The 22,379-nt window shown below is 64.2% G+C and carries 19 protein-coding genes; 3 read left to right on the forward strand and 16 right to left on the reverse strand.

Annotated elements, in window-relative coordinates; genetic code table 11:
• Window positions 1-17: 17 nt before the first annotated feature.
• The 6 genes from HWX76_RS31535 to ligD all read right to left on the reverse strand — a co-directional run bounded on the left by HWX76_RS31535 (window position 18) and on the right by ligD (window position 3,476).
• Window positions 18-716 carry a helix-turn-helix domain-containing protein gene (locus HWX76_RS31535; protein ID WP_244138041.1) on the reverse strand — a complete coding sequence of 233 codons (699 nt, stop codon included), beginning with the start codon at window positions 714-716 and terminating at the stop codon, window positions 18-20.
• A gap of 140 nt (window positions 717-856) precedes the next feature.
• The gene (locus HWX76_RS31540; RefSeq protein ID WP_176016863.1) at window positions 857-1,030 is read right to left on the reverse strand and encodes a hypothetical protein; all 174 of its coding nucleotides are present in this window, start codon (window positions 1,028-1,030) and stop codon (window positions 857-859) included.
• 45 nt (window positions 1,031-1,075) lie between these two features.
• The gene (locus tag HWX76_RS31545) at window positions 1,076-1,435 is read right to left on the reverse strand and encodes a hypothetical protein (RefSeq protein ID WP_244138042.1); all 360 of its coding nucleotides are present in this window, start codon (window positions 1,433-1,435) and stop codon (window positions 1,076-1,078) included.
• Window positions 1,436-1,734: 299 nt separating this feature from the next.
• Window positions 1,735-2,145, reverse strand: a complete 411-nt coding sequence (locus HWX76_RS31550; protein WP_006482112.1) for a type II toxin-antitoxin system VapC family toxin — start codon at window positions 2,143-2,145, stop codon at window positions 1,735-1,737.
• Complete coding sequence (locus HWX76_RS31555; RefSeq protein WP_089487614.1) at window positions 2,142-2,384, reverse strand: AbrB/MazE/SpoVT family DNA-binding domain-containing protein; 243 nt, start codon at window positions 2,382-2,384, stop codon at window positions 2,142-2,144. Before HWX76_RS31555 ends, HWX76_RS31550 begins: the two co-directional genes overlap by 4 nt.
• A gap of 123 nt (window positions 2,385-2,507) precedes the next feature.
• Complete coding sequence (gene ligD, locus HWX76_RS31560; RefSeq protein WP_244138043.1) at window positions 2,508-3,476, reverse strand: non-homologous end-joining DNA ligase; 969 nt, start codon at window positions 3,474-3,476, stop codon at window positions 2,508-2,510.
• A gap of 516 nt (window positions 3,477-3,992) precedes the next feature.
• Here ligD and HWX76_RS31565 point away from each other — a divergent pair.
• The 3 genes from HWX76_RS31565 to trfA all read left to right on the forward strand — a co-directional run bounded on the left by HWX76_RS31565 (window position 3,993) and on the right by trfA (window position 7,243).
• The gene (locus tag HWX76_RS31565) at window positions 3,993-4,664 is read left to right on the forward strand and encodes an AAA family ATPase (RefSeq protein ID WP_089430219.1); all 672 of its coding nucleotides are present in this window, start codon (window positions 3,993-3,995) and stop codon (window positions 4,662-4,664) included.
• Window positions 4,664-5,629: a ParB/RepB/Spo0J family partition protein gene (locus HWX76_RS31570; protein ID WP_089487616.1), complete on the forward strand. Its 966-nt coding sequence runs from the start codon at window positions 4,664-4,666 to the stop codon at window positions 5,627-5,629. Before HWX76_RS31565 ends, HWX76_RS31570 begins: the two co-directional genes overlap by 1 nt.
• A 756-nt stretch (window positions 5,630-6,385) precedes the next feature.
• On the forward strand, window positions 6,386-7,243 hold the full coding sequence (gene trfA / locus HWX76_RS31575) for a plasmid replication initiator TrfA (protein WP_089487617.1): 858 nt from the start codon (window positions 6,386-6,388) through the stop codon (window positions 7,241-7,243).
• Between the two features lie 55 nt (window positions 7,244-7,298).
• Here the strand turns inward: trfA and HWX76_RS31580 are convergent, their stop codons facing one another.
• The 10 genes from HWX76_RS31580 to HWX76_RS31625 form a co-directional block, all read right to left on the reverse strand.
• Entirely contained in the window at window positions 7,299-10,448 is a 3,150-nt protein-coding gene (locus tag HWX76_RS31580; RefSeq protein WP_089487618.1) for an error-prone DNA polymerase, read from the reverse strand.
• 6 nt (window positions 10,449-10,454) lie between these two features.
• Entirely contained in the window at window positions 10,455-11,933 is a 1,479-nt protein-coding gene (locus tag HWX76_RS31585; RefSeq protein WP_176016864.1) for a DNA polymerase Y family protein, read from the reverse strand.
• Window positions 11,854-12,570, reverse strand: a complete 717-nt coding sequence (imuA, locus tag HWX76_RS31590) for a translesion DNA synthesis-associated protein ImuA (RefSeq protein WP_089487619.1) — start codon at window positions 12,568-12,570, stop codon at window positions 11,854-11,856. Before imuA ends, HWX76_RS31585 begins: the two co-directional genes overlap by 80 nt.
• Before the next feature lie 74 nt (window positions 12,571-12,644).
• Window positions 12,645-13,556, reverse strand: coding sequence for an SOS response-associated peptidase family protein (locus HWX76_RS31595; protein WP_089487620.1), 912 nt, complete (start codon window positions 13,554-13,556; stop codon window positions 12,645-12,647).
• A 674-nt stretch (window positions 13,557-14,230) separates the two neighbouring features.
• Window positions 14,231-15,124 (reverse strand): hypothetical protein, encoded by an 894-nt coding sequence (locus HWX76_RS31600; RefSeq protein WP_027811104.1) that lies wholly within the window; start codon window positions 15,122-15,124, stop codon window positions 14,231-14,233.
• Window positions 15,125-15,132: 8 nt separating this feature from the next.
• Window positions 15,133-15,270 carry a hypothetical protein gene (locus HWX76_RS31605; RefSeq protein WP_153260042.1) on the reverse strand — a complete coding sequence of 46 codons (138 nt, stop codon included), beginning with the start codon at window positions 15,268-15,270 and terminating at the stop codon, window positions 15,133-15,135.
• Between the two features lie 262 nt (window positions 15,271-15,532).
• On the reverse strand, window positions 15,533-16,975 hold the full coding sequence (locus HWX76_RS31610) for a DUF1173 domain-containing protein (protein ID WP_176016865.1): 1,443 nt from the start codon (window positions 16,973-16,975) through the stop codon (window positions 15,533-15,535).
• 15 nt (window positions 16,976-16,990) lie between these two features.
• Entirely contained in the window at window positions 16,991-17,203 is a 213-nt protein-coding gene (locus tag HWX76_RS31615; RefSeq protein ID WP_034192229.1) for a hypothetical protein, read from the reverse strand.
• A 29-nt stretch (window positions 17,204-17,232) separates the two neighbouring features.
• Window positions 17,233-17,901, reverse strand: coding sequence for a hypothetical protein (locus HWX76_RS31620; RefSeq protein ID WP_089487622.1), 669 nt, complete (start codon window positions 17,899-17,901; stop codon window positions 17,233-17,235).
• 14 nt (window positions 17,902-17,915) lie between these two features.
• Window positions 17,916-22,085, reverse strand: coding sequence for a YadA-like family protein (locus HWX76_RS31625; RefSeq protein ID WP_089487623.1), 4,170 nt, complete (start codon window positions 22,083-22,085; stop codon window positions 17,916-17,918).
• Window positions 22,086-22,379 lie beyond the last annotated feature (294 nt).

Here is a 22,379-nt window from a genome sequence, read left to right on the forward strand (position 1 = left end):
TGGTGAAGGCGTTTCGTTCAACTGCGCGGCACGCGCTGCTCGAGGTGGATCACATTCGCGCGCACAAAGGTCACGCGCTCGCCGACGCAGAAGCCGGCGAATTCTTCTTCTCCGGGGGCGTCCGGGAATTCCGTGATACGCGCGCCATAACGGTTGTCGGTCAGCGCCGTGTCGCTCACTATCGCGAGAAGACGTGGCCCGATCTTGGGCTGCAGCTCGACCGCGTCGCCTCGCTCGATCGTGTCGCGGGCGACGTCGCGCGCCGTATCCCAGCCGCGCGTGAGCGCCGGCGCGATCGTGAAGTCAGCGGGATCACGATAGCCCCACACGCGGCGCAGCAGCTGCCAGGACGCGATCGGCATGGCGCCCTGTCCGGCCTCCCAGCGCTGCACCTGACGCTCGGTGACGCCCAGGCGCTCGGCCATCTCAGCCTGCGTGCGTTCGTTGCTGGCGCGCATCTGCTTCAGTTCGGCCGGCGTCGGTGCACCACGCCGCACGGCGACCTCCAGCGTGACGCCGCCATCCCATTCCAACGTGACGGGGCCACCGCACTGCGCGCAGGTGGCCGCCTCGCCGTCGTGGCTGTCGTCCGGAAGCCGGACCTCGCCGTTGTGGCGACATTCGAAGCAGCGGTACACGTACCGCACGCCGTCCTTGCCCTTCTCCATCCGCGCCCCCTGGCAGAAGCCGACAAAACGTCGGGTGGTTTTCAGCATAGCACGACATTTTGTCGTGTCAAGGACAGGTATAACCTACCCTCCGGGGTTTTGGCATATTAAACGCAATGCCGATAAGGAGAGTTATCGGCATTGACCGCGCGCCACAAAAACCCGGCCGCAGCCGGGTTCCTCGTCGCTCAGCGGCGCGTAATCAGGTACACGACCAGCGGCAAGCTAGCCAGCATGGCGATCGCCGCCAGCGGGTGATACAGCCCGTAACTGGCGGGCCAGAGAGCCGACAGCCCGCGGTCTATCGCCGCCAGCCCTACCAGCCCCGCCGCGACCGCCAGCAGCCCGATTCCTGGGTTCATTTCCGATCTCCTCTCGGTAGTGGTCGATTCTATCGCGGCAGCCACTCACGCAGCTGGCTCACCGTCCGGCAGCTCGGGGTCCGGCAGGAACGACACCTGGCCGGGCGGGATGACAAAGCTCGGCAACCAGTCGTCCAGGGCCGTACACACGCGCTCGTAGGCCGCGTCGAGCCCGGAACCCTCCGGTGCGTTCGGCGCGTCCGGAAACAGGCGCCGGCCGGTCTCGATCATGTCGTCGCAGAGGAAGCCGTACCGCCCCTTCTGCAGCATGGTCCACAGCGCATCGTAGCGCTCGGCCTCGAGGGACATCAGGCCGACCGACATCGCATCCGCGATCCGGAATTTCATGTAGCCGATGCACCACTCGAGGAACATCTGCTGGACAGCCGTCATCGGCGTTGTCACTTCGCCACCTCCTTCGCCACGCCCACGTATCGCAGGACGGCGATCGGCATACCTGGTTCGCCCGGCGGTCGGCCCGCGCTTATTGCTCGCCTCGGGACGCGTTGACCGTGCACACGATGCACGCGGCGAACGTTATTACCGCCGGTACGTTCCAGCCGAGCGCGAGGCACCCGACCGTCAATGAAAAGGCAAAAATCGCCGCACCGCCGTATCCGTTCATCCCCGCTCCCATTCTGTTGTCAGGCGCACTGTCGTGCGTCGGTGGCTCCGATCGTGCCGCCTGCGGCCGCCACGCCGCATTACGTCGCCGGCCGCAGCCAGTTTTCGACCGGCAGCCCCGCGACGCGGGTGAATTCAGCCGTGTTGTCGGTGACCAGCACGGCGTCGACGGCCAGCGCATGCGCGGCGATCAGCATGTCGTTGGCGCCGATCAGCTGACCTTGCTTTTCAAGCTCGGCCCGCAACCGCCCGTAGCAGCGGTCCGCGTCCGGCTGCAGCGGCAACACCGTCAGGCTTGCGAGCAGCTGCTCGACGCGTTGCGCGAGCGTTGACGAGCCACGCTTCCAGACGCCGAACCGTAGTTCCGCCGCGACGACGATCGAGGTGCACACTTGCTCCGGCGGGGTTTCGCCGATCCGGGTGGCGCATGCGCCGCGCGGGTCGCGGATCACGTTCGACAAGATGTTGGTATCGAGCAGGTACAGCGTCATTCGATGTCGACCGGTTCAGGCGGCAGGTCCTCGATGTCCGGAAAGGACTCGTCCAGCGGGGTCCACTGGGCGAACAGCTCGCGCAGGGGCGCGGCCTCCACGGGCTCAATGATCAAGCGGCGGCCTTCCCGGTGGATGGTGACCTCCGAGACCGGCAGCTCGAACTCGCGCGGGATCCGCACGGCCTGGCTGCGCCCGTTGCGAAACAGGCGCGCGTGGCGGGTGTCATGGGTTGGCATCAGGACGGCCCCTCTTCAATCGGGTTAGCATATGCCACAGCATATACAAGCCGACGCGGATTCGCAATGCGCTCGTGATCATGCTGGCGCGCCGATCGATTGGGCCGTTCTGCTTTGAGGAGATCACTTGCTGTTGTGGGGGCGTTTCGGTTCGCGCGGGTCTTCGCGAATCACGCTCCGTGCCGGCTTGTCGACGCGCAGCCCGCGAAACGACGGATGACGCAGCTGGCCGGTCCGCGTCCATTCAAGAAACGCCACTTCGGCGACCAGATCTGGATTCAGCCAGTGGAAGTCTCGATCCCTTTCGGGTGTAGGGACACTGACGAACGGTGACCGGTTGCGGCCCATGACTGCGAGCTGACTTTCGAATTCCCGCGCTTGGCGGGGCGTGAAACGCGGCGCGACCTGCCCGACGTAACGGAGTCGACCACCTTCCTCGTACACGCCTAAGAGCAGTCCGCGCACGCCCGCTGTTGCGCCCTTACGGCGTGAAAATCCGCCGATGACGAACTCCTGGCGTTTGCTGCATTTGAGTTTGATCCAGCCGTCCGATCTTCCCGAGCGATACGGCGCGTCCGCCAGCTTGCCCATGATTCCCTCTAGACCGAGGGCACACGCCGAGGCCAGCATGGCGTCGGGGTCGGCGTCGATCGCCTCAGAGAAGCGCACCTCGTTCCCGAGAATTTCGGCAACGAGCTTCGTCAGCGTGGCGCGGCGTTCACGCCACGTCCACGGCCGGAGATCATTGTTGTTAAGCCACATCAGGTCGAAGACGACGAGCGAAATCCCTGCAGTTCGACGTCTGTCAAACGCGTTCTGCAGGCCGTTGAAGTTTGGCCGCCCTTCTGTATCGAACCAGACGGCCTCCGCGTCAAGCCACGCACGGTCGACCGGCAATCGTTCAAGGACGGACCTCAGGTGCGGAAGTCGGGCGGTCCAGTCGTGGCCGTTCCTGGTGAAGATTCGGACGTCACCAGCGTCGATACGCGCGAGCATCCGGTAGCCGTCGAATTTGATCTCATACCCCCACTCTCCCGTCGTTGGGGGTTCTGCAGCAAGCACGGCCAGCGACGGCTCGATGAATTCCGGCATGCGACCATTTTCGGGTACTTGCGTCCGGGCACGGATGCCGCGCTCAGTTGTCCACCGCCCCATATGCCCTCCTCGCTTTGTAGGTATGTGGGCAATCTATATGCCCGTTGCGTGGGGCGTTTGACCAGGACAGACGATCTTGGCTCGAGCCAAGACCGGTCGACCAGAGGGTGAATGAACTGTTCAGGATCGGCGGCAATCGTAACCACGGCAATCTCAGTGAGCTACTTCCGCGAGATCTTGGCTCGAGCCAACTCTTGGACATTTTGTGACACTCCCTATGGAAATCCGTCTTGGCTCGAGCCAAGACCGTTCAGAAGTGCGGTCCATGGCGAATCATTCAACATCGGATTGCGATCTTGGCTCGGGCCAAGACGGTGGCATTCTCGATCCGAATCGTTGTTACCTGACCACATTTTATAAAGATCACAAAAAAATATGGTGATTTGATTGACTTATTTTGACTGAAGAATAAAACTCCGAGCGTTGAAACAAACACTTTCCAGTGGAGGTGAAATGGTCATCACGATTGGGGCGGAAAAAGGAGGTGTTGCTAAGACGCGGTTAGCAACGCACATAGCAGCTCTGGCTGCCGCGGAAGAAGTGGATGTCGTTCTTCTCGATACTGATAAGCAGGGTTCTGCGATGAGTTGGTCGCGAATTCGAAACGAAGAGGGCGTTACACCAGCCATTCCAGTGCTCGCTCTCCCGGCAAATCCGGCCCGCGAACTGGCAAACCTTGCCAACAAGTACACCCTCGTCGTGGTTGACATCGGCGCGCAGAACTATCGGACGATGCTGGAATGCGCACTGTTATCCGATCTCGTGCTGGTGCCGTGCGGGCCTGATCAACAAGAAGTGGAGTCGACGTTGAATGTCTTCGCGACCCTTAAAGACATGGGGCCGCGGCATGAAAGCGGTGAGATCCCCGCATACGTGGTGCTCACTCGGGTGTCGCCGGTCGAAGGATCGAAGGCGACTGCGGAATTGCGGGCATATTTGAAGAGCGAAGACATTCGACTTTTCGATTCCCAGATTCCGCAGAGAGAAGCTTGGCGTGCGACCGGCAAAACCGGCCGGGCCGTTCATGAGCTGAAGGGCCGTGATCGGTCGAAGAAGGCGATCGATGAGATGGAGGCGGTCTATCGGGAAATCATCGAACGGATCAACGGTGCGGAGGTCAAGTAATGGCTACTTTTAAGAAAAAAGCAGTGGCGGTCGAGCGAGTTGCGGCGGTGGAGGATGCCGCTTCGTTGGCTCCCATCGTGGGCGATCCGCGGATGGCGCCGCCAGTGGCAACTATCTCCCAGCTTCGTGGGGGCGGGGTTGGCTCGAGCCAAGAGCCTCCTAGATATGAAATCGGGCAAACGTATGAAGTTCCGGTTGGCAAAATTAAATCGAATTCTGTCAATCCAAGGGCCATCTATACAGCCTCTTCTGTATCTGAGATGGCTGAGTCGCTCGCGGCCCGAGGGCAGGGGCAGTCTGCGAGTGCGTATCAGGATGAAGCGGGCGACGTCGTACTCATTGACGGAGAGAGGCGCCTTCGCGGGGCTCGAACGGCAGGTCTTCCTACGTTGCGGCTTGAGATTCGCCCCAAACCAGCAAGTGAGCGGGAACTGTATGAGGAAGCCCGCGCTGCGAACGTAGAGCGCAAGGATCAAAGCCCGCTCGATGACGCGATCAAATGGAAGGAATTGATATCGCGGAAGATCTATCCGACACAAGCGGCTCTGGCCAAAGCGCTGAGGCTCGGGGAAGATCATGTTAGCCGGACTTTGTCGCTTGCCCAACTGCCGAGCAAGATCGTTCAAGCCGCCGCGGAATATCCGGAACTTCTCTCACTCAAAATGCTGAACGCAATTCGAGAATTCTGGGAAGTGAAAGGGGAAGAGGAGACCCTCGACCTTATCGCCGAAGCGGCTAAAAGCGGGATGGGTTACCGCGATGTCGCTGCTCGCCGTAAAGCTGCTGCGAAAGGGACGGTTCGGCGGCCCAGGTCGACGCGCGAGCAACTGACCTTCCGTGGAGCGAAGGGCGAGTTCAAGTCGTTTGAAGAAGATGGCCGGATCGAGTTGAAGCTGAAGGGGTTGGCTCCGGACGTCGCGGCAGAGATCAGCGAAAAGATCTTGGCTCTATTTCCGAAGGAATAGGGCGGTTGCTCCTCCGCGTAACGGGTTGGGGTCGATATCGGAGTGGGCCCCTGGATGACGCTGGGGCGCATTGCTCTTGTGATGGGAAGGTGCACGGGCAGGGGACACGACTATCGGTTATGGAGCGATGGAAGTCAGCGTGGTCCTGTAGCGCGGACTCGTCTCTGGAGCGATGGAGGGTAACGTTCCTCCAGCGATGCGCTATATGGGACGGGCGTGAGCGTGAGAGTGTGTACTCACCTTGCGTCGGGGCAGCTTGGCGGTATCGTGTCGTTCTTCCAGCGATGCTGATATGGCAGGGTCGTCTCTCCAGCGATGGCCGCGACGGCCTCTTTGTTCAACACTGTCGTTCTTCCAGCGATGATCTACCGTGTCGGCGCTGCACTTTTGGCGCGGAGGTATCGTGCTTACAACGATGGACAGGTCGATTAGAAAAAGATTAAAAGAAGATTAGGCTCTGTGGACAACAGCGGTAGCCATTTGATTGCAAAGGTGTTTTTTGAAAGGCCTGCTCGCTGGAAGAACGATAGCGGCATCGCTGGCAATACGAGTGTTACCTCGCTGGAGGCACGATTGACCACGCTGGAAGCACGATAGGGGCATCACGCTGGAGGAACGAGGAACATCGCTGCAGTGACGAGTGCGCTGTGATACCTCGCTGGAGGCACGATAGTCCCGTAGTTTTTTTGCTGAACCATCGCTGGAGAGACGAGACAAGGGTCTTGATGGCGAAATTCACGTACTTATACTTCTCGCATGGCAAATTCCATCGTCGACCAGGTGAAAGCGATCGCAGCACGCGCTAGCAGCGCGGGTGTGGAAACGCAATCTCATCCGACACAGATTCCACTGTGGCCGGCGAACGTTCGTGGGATGCCAAACGCCCTCGCGCGCTCGGCTCTGTTCAACGTGAACAAATCGAACGCGCCGCGTATCCGAATGGAGAAGGCGCTTATCGCAAGCGTTGATGGCGTCGAAATTTCGTTTAGCGGGGAAGAACTGAGACAGGACGACGCGGACGTCTTTCTTGAAGTGCTTCACCTGGCCCGGGATACTCAGCTGAACGAGAAGGTGGAATTCACAGGCTACAGCGTGTTGAAGTCGCTTGGCTGGGGCACGTCGGTAAAGTGTTACGACAGGCTCGTGACGACGCTGGAACGGTTGCAAGCGGGGCAAGTCAAGGTCCGCTTCACGGGCAACAAAAAGGGGTTTGTCGGGTCGTTGATCCGTAAATTCCTGTGGAAGGAAGGCACCGAAACGGGAACTGACGGCAAGACGCGGTGGGTGGCGTACGTCGAACCAGAAATCGTCGCGCTATTCTCTGACGACGACTACACGCGGCTGGCGCGCGAGCAGCGTCAGCGACTGCGATATGAGTTGTCGAAATGGTTGCATACGTACTACCACACGCATGCAGTGCCTTTCGCGCATTCCGTACGTTTCCTTCATCGTCAGTGCGGCTCGCAGACGAAAGAGTTGTTCCACTTTCGCGCGAACTTGAAGAAGGCGCTCGACGAACTCGTGAAAGAGGGCTTCTTGGTCAGCTGGATGATCGACAAGAACGACCTGGTACATGTCGTGCGTGCGTCGTCGCGTGGCGCGATTGCGGCCTGAAAAAGAGGCGGTATTCGCCGGGCAGTGACGCGGCTTCTAGTTTGGTGATGATCGCTTAACAGAATTCCCGCGCCGTCGTCGGTAGCGCGCCGAGCAACTCGGTCCTGTCGATGAGTTTGCTCGCGATCAGGTGCCGCACCTTGCCTTCGGCCTGCCACACGCCGTACACGGCGAGCAGCGCGGCGCCGAGCGCCTCCTTTCGAAACTTCTCCAGCAGGCCCGGCCAGAGGATCACGTTGACCTGGCCCGTCTCGTCCTCGAGCGTCATGAACAGCACGCCGTTCGCCGTGCCCGGCCGCTGTCGCACCGTGACCAGTCCGCACGCGCGTGCGAGCTGCCCGCTGCGCAGCGTTGCGAGCTGCTCGGCCGACTGCAAGCGATCAAGCGCGAGGCGATCGCGCAGCAGCGCCAGCGGATGCCGGCCGAGCGTGAAGCCCATCGCGCGATAGTCCGTTACGATCTCGTGGCCCTCCGATGCTTGCGGCAGCGCCGGCACCGCGTCGTCGCGTTCGGTGCCGCGCAGCAGGTCGCGATCAGGCACGGCAGCGGCCGCGAGCCAAAGCGCCGCGCGTCGGGTGCCGCCGGCGAGTGAGCGAAGAGCGTTCGCGCGCGCGAGCACCTGCAGGTCGTGCCGATCGAGCCGGGCACGGCGCGCGAGGTCCGCGACGTCGACGAACGGGCGCGCTGCGCGTGCGAGCTCGATGCGGCCGGCGACGTCCTCGCGCATGCCGCGCAATAGCGAGAAGCCGAGACGCACGGGCGCCGAGGTCGTCGGCCCTTCGATCGCCGAATCCCATGTGCTGACGTTGACGTCGACGGGCAGCACCTCAACGCCGCTGCGCCGCGCGTCCTGCAGCAGCTGCGACGGCGTGTAAAAGCCCATCGGCTGGCTGTTGAGCAGCGCAGCCAGGAACACGGCCGGTTCGTGTCGACGCAGCCATGCGCTCGAGTAGACGAGCAGCGCGAAGCTGGCCGCGTGGCTCTCCGGGAAGCCGTATTCGCCGAACCCCTTGATCTGCGCGAAGATCGACTCGGCAAACTCGCGATCGTAGCCGCGCTCGAGCATGCCGCTCACGAGCCGTTCGTGGTACGGCTCGAGCCCACCCTTGCGCTTCCATGCGGCCATCGCGCGGCGCAGCTGGTCGGCCTCGCCGGCAGAGAAGCCGGCCGCCAGCATCGCGACCTGCATCACCTGCTCCTGGAAGATCGGCACGCCGAGCGTACGCGCCAGCGCCTTCTCCATGCCTTCCGACGGAAACGTGACCGGCTCCAGCCCTTGGCGCCGACGGAGAAACGGATGCACCATGCCGCCTTGCACCGGGCCCGGCCGCACGATCGCGACTTCGATCACCAGGTCGTAGAAGCACTGCGGCCGCAGTCGCGGCAACATCGACATCTGCGCCCGCGATTCCACCTGGAACACGCCCATGCTGTCGCCGTCGCACAACATGTCGTAGGTCGCCTTATCCTCGGCCGGGATGTCCTGCAGTTCGAACGTCTCGCCGCGCTTCTCCGAGATCATGTCGAGCGCGCGGCGCACCATCGACAGCATGCCGAGCGCGAGCACGTCGATTTTCAGGATGCCAAGCGCCTCGATGTCGTCCTTGTCCCACTGGATGATCGAGCGATCCTCCATTGCTGCGTTCTCGATCGGCACAAGGCGCGTGAGCTTGCCGCGGCTGATCACGAAGCCGCCCGAGTGCTGCGACAGGTGCCGCGGGTACCCGAGCAGCTGCGCGGCAAATCCAGCCCACTGCTGGTTCAGCGGCGCTCCGGGATCGAGGCCTGCCTCCGCAAACCGCTGCAGCAGATCGGCGCGCGAGTCGAACCAATGGTGCTGCTTCGCCACGCGATCGACGATCGCTGGATCCACGCCGAGCGCTTTGCCGGCTTCCCGCAACGCGCTGCGCGGTCGGTACGTGGTGACGGCGGCCGTCAGCGCTGCGCGATCGCGGCCGTACTTGCGGTAGATGTACTGCATGACGATTTCCCGCTTTTGATGCTCGAAGTCGACATCAACATCGGGTGGCTCATTCCGTTCCTTGGAAATGAATCGCTCGAAGAGCATCGATTGCCGCGACGGATCTACTTCGGTCACGCCGAGGCAGTAGCAGACTGCCGAGTTCGCAGCCGAGCCGCGCCCCTGGCACAAGATGCCTTGCTCGCGCGCGAACTGCACGATGTCGTAGACGGTCAGGAAATACGCCTCGTACTTCAGGTCGGCGATCAGCTGCAGCTCGTGCTCGATCTGCGTCTGGACGTCGATCGGGATGCCGGCGGGAAAGCGCCGGCGCGCGCCGATGTAGGTCTGCTCGCGCAGGTACGTCGCCGGGTCGGTGCCGGCCGGTACCAGTTCATCCGGATACTCGTACTTCAGATCGTCGAGCGAGAACGTGCAGCGCCGCGCGACGCGTACGGTTTCCTCGAGCGCGCCGGCGGGATAGAGGTTGGCGAGCCGCAGACGCGATCGCAGGTGACGTTCCGCGTTCGGCGCGAGCTCGTATCCGCACTCCGATACCGGTCGGCCGACCCGGATCCCCGTCAACACGTCCTGCAGCGGCTTGCGCGATCGCACGTGCATGAGCGGCCAGCTGGTGGCCACCACCGGCACGCCGTGGCGCGCGGCGACGCGCTCGACCACGCCGCGGTGGATGTCGTCCATCGCGCGTGCGTGCAGCGTCAGCGCGACCCATGCGCGATCGCCGAACACGCGTGCGAACCATTCGACCTGCGCGTCGAGGCGCTGCTCGTTGGCCGGGAAGTCTGGCGACAGGATCGCGATGCAGTCGGGCAGGCTGCGGAGGTGGGTGTACGGCGCTTCTGGGTGCTCGAGATCGAGCGGCGCCAGCCGGTACGTGCCTTTCTTGCCGCGCATGCGACCGAGCGAAATGAATTCGCAAAGGTTGCCGTAACCGTCGCGGTTCATCGCGAGCGCGGTGAAGGCGAGCGCGGGGGCACCGTCGGCGCCTGTCAGCCGGAAGTGCGAGCCGATGATCAGCGGCATGTTCGCCGCCTTCGCTTCGACGTGCGCGCGCACGACGCCGGCGAGCGAGCATTCGTCGGTGATCGCGATCGCGCTGTAGCCGAGCTGCGCCGCGCGCGCGACGTATTCCTCGGCGCGCGACGCGCCGTGTAAAAACGAAAAATCGGAGGCGACCTGAAGTTCCGCATAGGCGGGCAGGGCGCCGAAGCTGCCGGCGTCCATGATGGATCAGCCGAACAGGCCGTGCAGGAAGAAGCGCGCTTCGCTCTCGTCGCTGGCCGTCGGCCGCTCCTTGTAGATCCAGTAGCAGACGCCGTTGTCGTCCTCGGCGACGAAGTAGTCGCGCGTCACGGTCTGCCCGTCTTGCCAGCCGCCTTCGATGCGCTCGCCGGGCGATACCATGCGCAGCGGCGTGCCGTAGAACGGCCGATGCTGGCGCGTGAGCAGCGGCACAGGCTTGGCAAGCAGCCAGGCCGGGCGCGGCAGATCCGCGGGCAGCGGCGCCGGCTTCGGCGCGTCGCGCATCGGCACCCATCGGGCGGCCGGCTCCGGACGGTAGTCGGCCATGGGAGCCGGGACGAGCACGTTCTCGGCGCCGAGCCGCGCAGTCAGCAGTTCGAGCAGCCGCGCGTGATCCTGCGGTGTGCCGCCGGGGTCCGGGAACAGCGAGTCGCTCGGCGCGGCCGCTTCCTGCACGCTACGGGCGACCAGGCGAACCGCGATCACGGGCCCGGCGAGCTCGACGTGGCCGAGTCGTTCCTTGACGAGCCGCGTGAGGTGTTCCTCGAAGCGGGTAGGGGCGCCCAACGCGATTTCGATTTCGGTCGGCGCGATCGCGTCCCGGCCGCGCTCGTGCTCGAGCAGCAGCGCAAACGCGGCGACGTCCAGCTGCTTCGCGGTGAGCCACCCAGTCAGCTGCAGGATCAGCCGGCGCGCGACGAATAGCAGCGCCTCGGCGTGCTCGACGCGATCCATCAGTTCGACGCGCGTATCGAATGACGGCGGCATTTCGAGCCAGTCGTAGGCGGCCGGCGCGGTGCCGGCGACCTGGTCAAGCCAGTCGAGCAACTGCGTGCCGCAGCGCTTTTTCAGCCCGGCGCGCGGCAGGCGCTGCAGATCGGCCAGCGTTTCGCAGCCGAGATCCTCGAACCAGTTCGCGTAGCGTCGGGCGTCCGGCGCTACGACGAGCGGCACGCGCGCGAGCGCGCGGCGCAGCGATCGCGCGGACAGCGCGAGGCCGCCGCGCAGGCCCCGGGCAACCATCCACGCGGCCGGGCCCGACGATGCGACCGATATCGCCGCGGTGACGCCGAACGACGCGACGACGTCGCGCACGCGCTGGCGCAGCGCGCGGACGCCGTGAAAGAGGCGCAGGCTCGCGGTCACGTCGAGCACCACGACGGCTTCCTCGGCGTCGACAACGCTCGGCGTGAATTGCAGGAGCGCATAAGCAACCCCGAGCACGAACTCGCGCTCGCGCGCGGCGTCGCGCTCGCGGATCTGCGCGTCCGGCGCGAGCGACAGGACGCCACCTCGGCGCATGCCGGCGACCACGCCGAGCGCACGTGCGGCGCGATCGAGCGCCACGACGCGGCCGCCCTCGAGCACGACGAGCCCGCGCGCATCGTCAGACGACGGCGCCGGCGATCGCGGCCGGAACACTTCGAGGTTGAGGTGCGGCAGATGCACGCCGATCCAGACTTGCATGACGGTTCAACAAAATCGGCGAGGGGGACACGGGAACGAACAGGGGCGTATCGCGTGCCGGTCCGCGGCGCTTCACGAACGTGACGTCGACGCCGTCACGCTTGGGCGCCAGCGCGAGCCGCAAGGGTGCCGGCGACGCGTCGCGCGCGGCGGCCGCCGGCCGGAAGAGGTAGAACAGCGCTTGGCCGCTCTGCGCGGCTAGGTTGAGCCGTCGCAATGCGTCCGCACGGACATGCGGTTGCCAGAGCAACACAGCCGCGCACGTGCCGGCGCGCAGCGCCTGTTCGGCGGCCCACAGCGCATCGGCCGTGCGCGGTGCCGGCAGCATCACGAAGCCGGACGGATCGATACCCCAATACGCGAGCGCCAGCGGTTGCAGCGCATGCGGCGGTTGGATCAGCATGACCGGCTTGCCGGCCGCGCGTGCGAGCACCGGCGCCAGCAGCCGAAGCTCGCCGATTCCAGGCTGCGGCGCGAGCAACTCGATCAGCGCGCCGGCTGGCCATCCGCCGCCGGGCAGTTCGGCCGTCAGTTCCGGATGGCCCGTGTCAACGCCACGCGTGCTGGAGCGAGCCAGTTGGCTGGCTCGCCAGAGGGCCGGGTGTATAGCCTCGGGATGGGCAAGGGCGGGGTGCATGGGGTCAGTTACGCAAAATACCTGTATGTTTATACAGTATATGCCAGAGATAACCGCCCCTCCAACCCCCGCGTTTACGCTGCGAGCTGGTGCTCGTAGTACGGCCGCTCGCGGTCGGCCAGGATCTCGCGCAGCTGCGCGCGCTGGCTTGGATCCGGTGCGAGCCAGGCGTCGACGTTCGAGGATTTAATGGGGACAATACATCTGTCGTGTCCAGCAGCCGCCACTTCCGGTGGTGGGTCGTCGGTGATCGCCGCGAAGGACCACAAATCGTCGGCGCCAGGGATCTCGGTGCGGGTCCACAGGCAGGCGACCTGCATGTGCTGCGCGGGCGTCGGGTCGAAGCGAAGCACGACATTCTGGCCGTCGCGCTTCACGTTTTCGAAAAAAGCGTCGACGAGCACGAGCCCATGCGTGAAGCCGAAAACCTTGCGCCAGGCCGTGGCGAGCGAATCCGAGCGCGCGTTATAGGTTGCCGGCTTCTGTTTTTCGTCCGCTTCAGTCCAGCCCGGTATCCGGCATCGATACCGCATCGGCACGACCAGGCGCTTGCCGTCGAGTTCGATCAGCACGGGCGCATACCAGCCGGGGAAGATCCGCGAATCACGCTCCTGCAGGTCCTGCCGGCGAAGCTCGTTGAGCCCGCGCGTCGCCGCCTCGATCTTGTTCGTGGCGATCCGGACGTCCTCGCTGGCCTTCTTCGTGATTTTCACGGCGAGCTCTTTCTCGGCCGCGGCGAGGCGCGCTCGTTGCTCGAACAGATCGGTCTCCAGGTCCCGTGTTCGTTGGCTACGAAACGCTGCGATCGCGGCCGAGATTTCGTCATCGACACCAGCGAATGCTGCGTCGACCGCTTTCGGGATCTTGATGTCGGCGCCGGATGCGCGCGCGAAAAAGATGCGCCGGAACGTCTCGATGTCCATGTCGGCGCCGTAACGTCGGACGTACTCTCGATAGTTCGCCTGGATCTTGGCCGAGTAGCACATCGTCGTCTCCCATAACCATTGCTCTTCCAACAGAGTATCGCGCTCAGGCACGGGCTGAACAGAATTGTGCGGATTCCACGAGGGTTGAGGGCGGCCCCGTTCTTGTAGACATTTGGGGCGTGGAGTGGCAGGGGAAAATTTCGGCGGGGGCGATCCGCTTGACCGTTAGTTGCGCAATCAGATTGTCCCCCTCTCTGAAAGCTAAGCTGCCGGGGATAGTCGACGGTGCTTGCGGGCAGCCGGGCGCGCACGCGCGCGCGCTGATTTCGGGGTGCGGCTCTGACGCGCCCCGAAATCTTTTGTCGCGCCGTTAGCGGTGCGGCGGCCAGCGGCCGCCGTAGCGCTTACGGCCTGCCGGTGGAAAGCGCATGCAGCCCGTGGGGGTTTCCTGCCAAGCGGGCGGAGCCCGCGTGACACCGCGGCATTGCCGCGGGTGGATATGGGGTATAGGTAGAGATGGGTTCTGACTAAGCCCCGACACTTAACGGCGAGCCGTCCCGACAGTTAAATGCACTTATCCACAGTTGCGAACGGCCAGGCGGCGACACGGCGTCAGAATCCAGACCGAAAACCAGCGAATGAGACACCAAATACCGGCAGAAGACGGCACGACGGCGGATCCGCGCAAGCGCCATCCTCGCGGTAGCGATAGATAGGAGGAAACCGTTTGGACGCTAGGCGGGTGGGGCGAGCTGGTTATGCGCGACCCGGAAACACCGGTCGCGGTCCCAGTCCGGGTAGATATCTTTGAGTTCGCCGGCGCGGATCATGATCGCGCGCTCGAGATCGGCACGACGATCGTCGTCGGAGCGCGTGCTCCGAGCGACGGCCTTGGCCTGAGCAGCGGCCAGTTTGTCGGTGAGCAGCGTGCGCAGCTGGCCGGCACTGGCATGGGCCTTCCGCTCGGACTTGCGCGCGGCATTACGCCGGCGCTGCGCACGCAGGTGGGCGCGAGTGCGCTCATGGCGCAGCCACTTGCCCAGGCCGAATTGTTCGAACAGTGCAGGCGTCACGTAGCGAATGGCGGCAAGCCCACGATAGCGCGGCCCTTCGTCGCCGACCGCCACCTCGCACTGCGGCCGGCTTTTCACCAGCCGTGCGGTGACCAGGTCGCGCAGCGCGCGCTCGGCACGGCGCACCGAGAGACCCGCCTGCTCGGCCAGGTAGGGCAGGGTGAAATCCACCCAGCCGCTCTGCGCCGGCACTGCAATACGCAACGTCGAGACATCACAAAATTTGACGAGCGCTCGCACCAGTTGCACGCACGCTATACGGCGCTCGCTGCGCTGCTGGCGGCGGCTTCCATTGGCAGCGTTCAGGGCCGGCAACCAGGCCTGCGGCGTTTCGAGATATCGGCCGAGGCGCAACTTCAACTCGCGCAGCAGCCGGGGGCTGTTCGCCGGCGCCGGACACGGAATATCCGCCGGCCAAACGCGCTCGGGCAGCGACGCGCGTCGACGGGGGGCGTGCGTAGGCGCGGCCATCCAGTCGTCGCTGGCGGCCGGACAGGTCGGATTCATCGGGGCGTGCGCCAGATTCGGCGACGTACCGGGAATCAGCCGAGTCATGAGCTGGTTCAGTCCGTACCCGATACCCTCGAATTTTGGATATCGGGGTCGCCGCCAGCCGCTACCACGGGGCGGAGCGGCAGCGCCGTTGCATCTGTTTTCAATGCCTCACCGACAATACGGCCAATGTTGTTCTGGATCATCATCTGATGTGCTGATTCGTTAAGTTGCTGTCACATAGATGACGCTTGACAGGGCACGCTTCTGTTCTAGAATCCGAACTTTCTGGTTTGACGCCTGCGACGCCGAAGGTCCCTGTCGTACGTCATATTGGTCGCGCCCCGAGTGCAATCGGGGCGTTTTTTTTGACTGGCCTATCCAGTCCTCCGTATTCGTTAGTGCTACACAACATTCCAAAAGAATCGCTTTCAGTCCAGCGGAACTAGGCGATTCCATGACCAGTTGCACTCACAACCAATTCGCCGGTCGATCCTCATCGGTATAGGGCGGTTGATCATCGAACCTCGGGGGCGGCTCATCGACGACCGGTGGTTCGGCGAACAGCGGAGTCGAATCCGGTTCCGTTTCGGGCGCCTTAACCACCGTGCGCGTTCTGTTTTCGAGCTCGCGCGCAATCGCGGAGCCCGGTACCGCTAGGGCATTCGTGGCCGCTGCCGATGCGAGCGGCCGCGGTTGCCGTTGGGCCTTCCGCGCCGCGTCGAAGGCGGTCAGGGGAAGCGGGGGCATCACTTCGGTCCCCGGCCGCCAGATCCATGGATCCAGTTCCGACTCCGCGATAAGCGTGTCTAGCTCGGACTGGTAGCCGGACGACACGTCGGCCGGCACAACATAGAGCGCCGTACCGCGCTCGGCGTCAGTCAATAACGCCGTGGCGATTGGATGCTTAGCGGTCTGGTTGTAGCGCAGGCACTTCTGGTAACGACGGGTGGCCAACGCCTTCAGAAGCGCGTTATCGGCGAGCGATTCGAACGGGATCCACGATTCGTTGGTCAGCATCATCGACACCTCCTGGACGGTGGCGATACCGGCCGCTGACAGGCTCGCGGTGGCGATGACCATGAGGTGGGTGCCTTCCGTTGCCGCCCAGATCTCGAGCTCGGACGCGAAGACCTTCTCGACCCGCTTCTTGGTCTTCTCGTCGACCATCAGGCCATAGTCGGGTAGATGCTTGATGACCAGCTTGAAGCCAAAGCGAGCGGTCGCGATTTCCTTGAGCTCACCGATCACCAGCACGAAGTGCGGCTTCCCGGATTCGGAAACAGAAATCCGGGCGAGATGCTCGGTGCGTCGCTGGGCAATGCGGTCCTTCTGGTCGCCGACGAACATCTCAGGGACGTACAGCATGTCCTCGAGGCTCATCTTCTTCGCATTCTTGCCCGCGACGGCCAACAGCAGATATTTGCGGACCACAGACCAGTTCCGCTTGCCGGCCATGGCCGGCGACCAGCGATTCAGGCCGGCCTGTTCCCAGAGGTAGTGCAGCAAACCCCGCAAGGTCAGCTTCTTGCCATCCGTCTTGATGCTGTCAGGCTCGTCGCCAGAGGGCTCCGGCATCTCCCGCGAGGCACCTTTCGCCAACGCGAAACCGAACTTGAGGGTGACCTCTCCGGATTCCGGATCCTCGACGATGGCCGACCCCTCTACATCGCCGTAACCGCTCAGGCCGGGCGGGGTTTCGTACGAGTCGCAGCCGAGCTTGTGCTTCGCGCCGGTACCGGGCATACGCTTGACCTGATACCGCCCCTCGAAACGTGCGATGTACATCGGAATCGGTGGGGTCGAGCACAGGCAGAGCGGACGTGTCTTTGCCTCGTGCGCAGCTGGCAGTTTCGCGAGGAAACTATTGCTTCCCGCCTCGTATTCCAACCCGTCTAATTCAAAGTTCTGCATGCCAGATCTCCTGGTTTAAACGGCGGCTGAGCGCTTGGCCGAGCCCCTCAAGGGCGCTTTGGCAGAGCGGGGATCGGCCTCTCGGACATCTAGGCCGCGCGCGCGGGCCTCAATCAGCAACTGGACGAGTTCCACGGCCTCGTCGGCCGTCATGTCGCCAGCGATCGCGGCCGACACGATGCTGTGTGCTGTCACGGGTTTGCCACTTCGAAACACCTGATCGGGCATGGGAAGCTCCGGTATGGGGATGGGGTGGCTCAATCGCTGTCAGGCGGGACGTCGCCGAATACGGTGCCGAGCGCAATCGCACCGAGCAGTTCACGGGCGTAGGTGACCGACGGTATGGCGTCTCCGAAATAGGCATCGACGCCATACGGATTCGTACACCACAGACCTTCGCCGCTGACGAAGTCGAAACAGTGCCCGTCGACGTCGACCGATTTGCCCGCGGCCAGCGCCTGCACGAAGGCGTCGGGCGTTGGGAGATCCAGCGCCGGCCAATCGCCGGCTTCGATTGCCGCCTTCGTGTTGGCACGTCGCTCGTCGGCCGCCTTCTCTCGCGCCAGCTCGTTCTCGGCTTCAGCCAAGGCCTCCGCCAGTTCAGCCTCGGCGTTGGCCTGGTCGACCTGCGCCCAGTCGACGGCACTTTCGAATGCGTCTCGCAACACGGGCACGTCGGCGAGCAACGGCGAACAACCGAGATCGTCGGCACCGACCAGGACAAGATCTCGGCCGAGATCGCTCGCCCCATAGCGTGCCCGTTTCAGGAGTGCGTTCCGCGCTTCGGATCCCTCATCGGTCGTGCAGATCGCCATCGCGTAGTCGACGCGAGCCTGCAGCGCGCGCTCGAAAGCAATCGGCACCTCAGGATTGCGCAGGCCGATGCCTCTCACCACGTCCGGTCCAGCAGGAAGTTTCGAATTCATGGTGATCTCCTTGGTTACCAGACGAATCCCGCACCTACACCGGCGGCCACGGTGCCGCGCGTATCGGTCGAGCCGTTCGCCTTCAGAATCCAGTGGCCGGCATACGTTGAAATGCCGAGCGCCATGGCGGACTGCCCGCCGTACGTCCCGCCCCCGATGGCCACCATGCTCTTTCCCGGCGCCGGCGCCTGGGGCAGACTGGCGATCGCGACAGCCGCGGCGATGCCGCCATTGGCGTCACGTCGGTCGTGTTCGATGCGGTTGCTCAGGTTCGTCACCGTGTCGTTCAGCTGCTGGACGTTGACGGCATCGGTCGGGGCCGTTCCGGCCGAGACATTGGCCAGTGTTCGCGTCGTACTTGTCGCCGAGTTGCCGATCGACACCGAATCGTCGCGGTCGGCCACTGAGCCGGCGCCCAGCGCCACGGCATTGGCGCCAGTTGTGCTCGCACCGCTGCCGACCGCGATCGAGCCGCTGCCTTGGGCAACGGCACCCACGCCGAGTGCAACACTGCGATCGCCGGTGGCCACCGCATTGCTGCCGATAGCCGTCGCATCCGTGCCGGTTGCAACTGAACCGGCGCCGGTGCTGTTGAACGCGGCATATTTAAGGCTGCCCTGGCCGGGCTCGGGGAGGCTCTGGCTGAACCTCGACGGAAGGATCGCGCCAAGTCGGACAGAAAGTGCATCAATCGCGCTGGTATTGGCGGCGACGTTCGCATTCGTGGCAAAGAGCTGAGCCCCGTTGACCGCATCCGCGCTGGTTCCTGATAACGCGCCGGGCGCCAGGTTATGGATGGTGACGGCCGTCCCGGCTCCGAGCCCTCCAAGCGTCACGCTGAGCTTCGTGGGATCGTCGTAAGACAGCGCGTTACCGGCGATCGTATTGACCGTACCGATAACCTGGTTCAACTGGCCGACATTGACGGCGTCGGTGACATTCACACCCGCTGCCACACCAGAGACGCGGCGCGCGCCAGCCAGGCCGCCGACGTCGATGTTGGTGCCGCCTGTGCCGGCACCGATCGTAATCGCGCCGGCACTCGAGCCGCCGCGTTGTTGCACGAGTCCGACGGTACCCGTAGCGAGCTGGCCAGCCAGGGCGGAGACGCTCTGGTTCGTCGCATAGAGTTGACGTCCCGAGACCGCGTCGGTGCTGTTCGCCGTCAAGGCCCCATCAGCGACGTTGGTTAGGGCGACGGGCGCACCTGCCGTGCCGAATGTGACCCGCGTATGCGAGGCGTCGTCGTAGGCGACCGCGCTCGCGCCGAGCGCCCTGGCCTGAGACGCCACGCCCTGCAGCTGCTGGAGGTTAACCGCATCGGTGGCGTCAGTGCCGGCGGCTACGCCCTTGACCTGGCGCGCGCCGGCGGTGCCGGCGATGTCAAACGCCGTACCGCCGGTGCTGGCGCCGATCGTGATCGTGCCCGTGCTGGAACCGCTGGCTTGCTGCACCAGGCCAATCGTACCGGCCGCCAGTCCCGATTGCAGCGCGGCCAGCGTCGCCCCGCCGTTGGCGACGCCGGTGGACAACGACGACACGGCGAGGCCAGTCGACGTCGACAGCATTGCGATCGAGACCGCGTTGGCGCTGATCGCCTGGTTGGCGGTGTAAAGCTGCCGACCAGACACGGCGTCCGTGCTGGTGGCCGTCAGTGCCGCGTCTGCGACGTTGGTGAGCACGACGGGCGATCCGACGCCGGGGTCGCCGAGCGTGACGCGCGAATGCGTCGAGTCATCATAGGAGACTGCGCCGTCGCCGACGGCGCCCACAGCCGCCGTTACGCCCTGCAGTTGCTGCAGGTTGACCGCGTCGGTGGCGTTTGTGCCGGCGGCTACGCCCTTGATCTGGCGCGCGCCCGCAGTTCCGCCGACGTCGAGCGCGATGCCTCCGGTGCCGGCGCCGACCGTAATCGTGCCGGTGCTTGCGCCGCCGGACTGCTGCACCAGCCCGACAGTCCCGACCGCAAGACTGGACGCGAGGGCTGATACGCCGGCGTTGGCCGAGGACAAGCCGGTCGACAGCGACGCCAGGCCATGGGAGACGCCGGTCGAGAGAGTAGAAAGCGCCGTGGTCGTGCTGGTCGACAGGCTCGCGATCGAGACGACGTTGCTGGCGATGCCCGTGGAAAGCGAGGACGCTGCCGCCAGCGTTGACGTGGACAGGGCAGCGATCGCGCCGACGTTTGCGTTCGTCGCCTGCTGGGCAGCATAGAGCTGCCGACCCGTGACAGCGTCGGTGCTGCTCGCGTTCAACGAGGCGTCCGCGAGGTTGGTCAGGGTCACAGGCGACCCTGATGCACCGAGCGTGACGCGGGTATGCGACGCGTCGTCATAGCTAACTGCGCTCGCGCCGATTGCGCCCGTCTGGCCTGCCACGCTCTGCAGCTGCTGCAGGTTGACCGCATCGGTGCCGTCGATGCCCGCGGCAACGCCCTTGACCTGACGCGGTCCAGATGTGCCGGCCACGTCGAGGGCCGTACCGCCGGTGTTGGCCCCGACCATGATCGGGCCACTGCCGGTCCCGCCGGTCTGTTGGACCAACCCGACGGTTCCGGCCACCAGGCTCGACGTGAGAGACGACACACTTTCGTTGGTCGCGGACAAGCCAGTCGACAGGAGCGAGAAAGTAGCAGCCGTGCTGGATGAAAAGCTTCCGAACAAGGCCGCACTATTAACCGCGCCCGTCGAAAGCGACGACGTGACCGCCTGCGTTGAAGTAGACAGTGCGGCGATCGCACCACTGTTGGCATTCGTCGCCTGCTGCGCGGCATAGAGTTGCCGGCCGTTGACCGCGTCCGTGCTGCCGGCGTTCACGGAGCCGTTCGCGAGGTTGGTCAAAGTGACTGGCACACCCACCGCACCAAAGGTGATGCGCGCGTGGGACACATCGTCGTAGACGACCGCGCTCGAGCCGATTGCGCCTGCCTGAGCCGCCACGCTCTGCAGCTGCTGCAGGTCGACCGCATCGGTAGCGTCTGTGCCTGCGGCCACACCCTTGACCTGCCGCGCGCCCGCGTTGCCGGCGACGTTGAGCACCGTACCACCGGTACTGGCGCCGATTGTGATCGCGCCCGTGCCGGCACCGCCTGTTTGCTGAACCAGACCAACGGTCCCTGCAGCCAAAGCAGACTGCATTGCCGAGAGTGTCGCGCCGTCGCCAGCCAGGCCAGTCGAAAGAGACGAGATCGATCGGCTTGTCGTAGTCGACAACGTCGCAATCGCGCTGGCCGTGCCCGTCGACAGACTTCCGATCGTTTGTGCGGTCGACGTCGAGAGCGACACGAACCCGGCAGCGGTGTTCGTGGACAAGCTCGTGACCGTCGTGCCGATAACGGACAGTCCGGTTGAGAGCGATCCAAAGCCCGATGCCGAGCTGCTCGACAGGCTCGTGACGTTGGCCGTGTTGCTCGAGAGCCCCGTCGATAGCGACGACAAAGATTGTGAGGCGGTGGTTGACAGCGTAGCGAGTCCGGAAGAGACGGCGGCAACTCCCGTGGCATTGTTGGCGGTCGCAGTCGACAGCGACGTCACGGACTGACTCGTCGACGTTGAGAGACTCCCAACTGCCTGTCCCATGTGATAGAGCTCGGATCCGTTGACGGCGTCGAGACTTGTTGCACTAACGGCGCCGGCGGCAACATTAGTCAGTTGCCTCGGACTTTGCGGCGCACCGAAACTCACCACCCCGTTGGACGTTGATCCCGCCACCGAGTAGTTCTCACCAGCAATACCGAAGCTACTAAGCGGATGCGCGGCGCCGGTCGTGGATCCCGATCCGATTGCGACATCCTGCGAATTGTTCGCGACGGCGCCGGTTCCGATCGCGACGGAACCATTGCCCGCGGCAGTGGCGGCGGAACCCATTGCCGTTGCATTCGTACCGGCCGCCGTCGTATTGCCGACCGCTACCGCATTCGTCTGCGCGGTGCTGGACGTCCCGAGCACGATCGAATCGGCTCCGGCCGCCGTCGACGCGTAACCAAAGCTCAACGAGCGCGGCCCGGCAGAGGTAACCGCCGTGCCGATCGCAACGGAATAATCGCCAGAGGCAACGGCACCATTCCCATCTGAAAGCGCACCGTCTCCGGACGTCTGAGCATGCACTGGACCAGCCATCGATGCGATCGCCGCGGCGATCGCGATCGATAAACCGCTTGGTGTAGGGCGTTTCGAAAATTTCATTACAATCCCCGCTTAACAACGAGTGCCCGGTCTACGGGACGTTTACGCCTGCGCTCGCGCAGGACCTGGAGCCCTCTGTTCCTGTCCTCCGCCAAGATTCCGGGAACAGAGGGGGTTTCTTTCGGCAACATCGCCATCGATCTGACGGCGCTGCCTTTGGTGAATCTCAAGCACGGCACCCTCGAAGGCGTCGCGCAGCATCGGGATATCGGCAGTCAGGGGCGGGAATTCCCCATCGTGGATGCCGACGCATGCGCGAGCGGGTGCTATCGCGTGGTGCCGAGCGGCATGGAG

Source organism: Burkholderia sp. BCC0398 (genome assembly GCF_902833245.1).
Taxonomy (GTDB): Bacteria; Pseudomonadota; Gammaproteobacteria; order Burkholderiales; family Burkholderiaceae; genus Burkholderia; species Burkholderia sola.

Coding starts and splice junctions, on each gene's coding strand:
- HWX76_RS31550 (WP_006482112.1), bottom strand. CDS start 2,145: ATGACGCTGTACCTGCTCGATACCAACATCTTGTCGAACGTGATCCGC.
- HWX76_RS31615 (WP_034192229.1), bottom strand. CDS start 17,203: ATGCCCGATCAGGTGTTTCGAAGTGGCAAACCCGTGACAGCACACAGC.
- HWX76_RS31535 (WP_244138041.1), bottom strand. CDS start 716: ATGCTGAAAACCACCCGACGTTTTGTCGGCTTCTGCCAGGGGGCGCGG.
- HWX76_RS31600 (WP_027811104.1), bottom strand. CDS start 15,124: ATGACTCGGCTGATTCCCGGTACGTCGCCGAATCTGGCGCACGCCCCG.
- HWX76_RS31595 (WP_089487620.1), bottom strand. CDS start 13,556: ATGTGCTACTCGGCCAAGATCCAGGCGAACTATCGAGAGTACGTCCGA.
- HWX76_RS31610 (WP_176016865.1), bottom strand. CDS start 16,975: ATGCAGAACTTTGAATTAGACGGGTTGGAATACGAGGCGGGAAGCAAT.
- HWX76_RS31565 (WP_089430219.1), top strand. CDS start 3,993: ATGGTCATCACGATTGGGGCGGAAAAAGGAGGTGTTGCTAAGACGCGG.
- imuA (WP_089487619.1), bottom strand. CDS start 12,570: ATGCACCCCGCCCTTGCCCATCCCGAGGCTATACACCCGGCCCTCTGG.
- ligD (WP_244138043.1), bottom strand. CDS start 3,476: ATGCCGGAATTCATCGAGCCGTCGCTGGCCGTGCTTGCTGCAGAACCC.
- HWX76_RS31570 (WP_089487616.1), top strand. CDS start 4,664: ATGGCTACTTTTAAGAAAAAAGCAGTGGCGGTCGAGCGAGTTGCGGCG.
- HWX76_RS31620 (WP_089487622.1), bottom strand. CDS start 17,901: ATGAATTCGAAACTTCCTGCTGGACCGGACGTGGTGAGAGGCATCGGC.
- HWX76_RS31540 (WP_176016863.1), bottom strand. CDS start 1,030: ATGAACCCAGGAATCGGGCTGCTGGCGGTCGCGGCGGGGCTGGTAGGG.
- HWX76_RS31585 (WP_176016864.1), bottom strand. CDS start 11,933: ATGCAAGTCTGGATCGGCGTGCATCTGCCGCACCTCAACCTCGAAGTG.
- HWX76_RS31605 (WP_153260042.1), bottom strand. CDS start 15,270: ATGATGATCCAGAACAACATTGGCCGTATTGTCGGTGAGGCATTGAAA.
- HWX76_RS31555 (WP_089487614.1), bottom strand. CDS start 2,384: ATGCCAACCCATGACACCCGCCACGCGCGCCTGTTTCGCAACGGGCGC.
- trfA (WP_089487617.1), top strand. CDS start 6,386: ATGGCAAATTCCATCGTCGACCAGGTGAAAGCGATCGCAGCACGCGCT.
- HWX76_RS31625 (WP_089487623.1), bottom strand. CDS start 22,085: ATGAAATTTTCGAAACGCCCTACACCAAGCGGTTTATCGATCGCGATC.
- HWX76_RS31580 (WP_089487618.1), bottom strand. CDS start 10,448: ATGGACGCCGGCAGCTTCGGCGCCCTGCCCGCCTATGCGGAACTTCAG.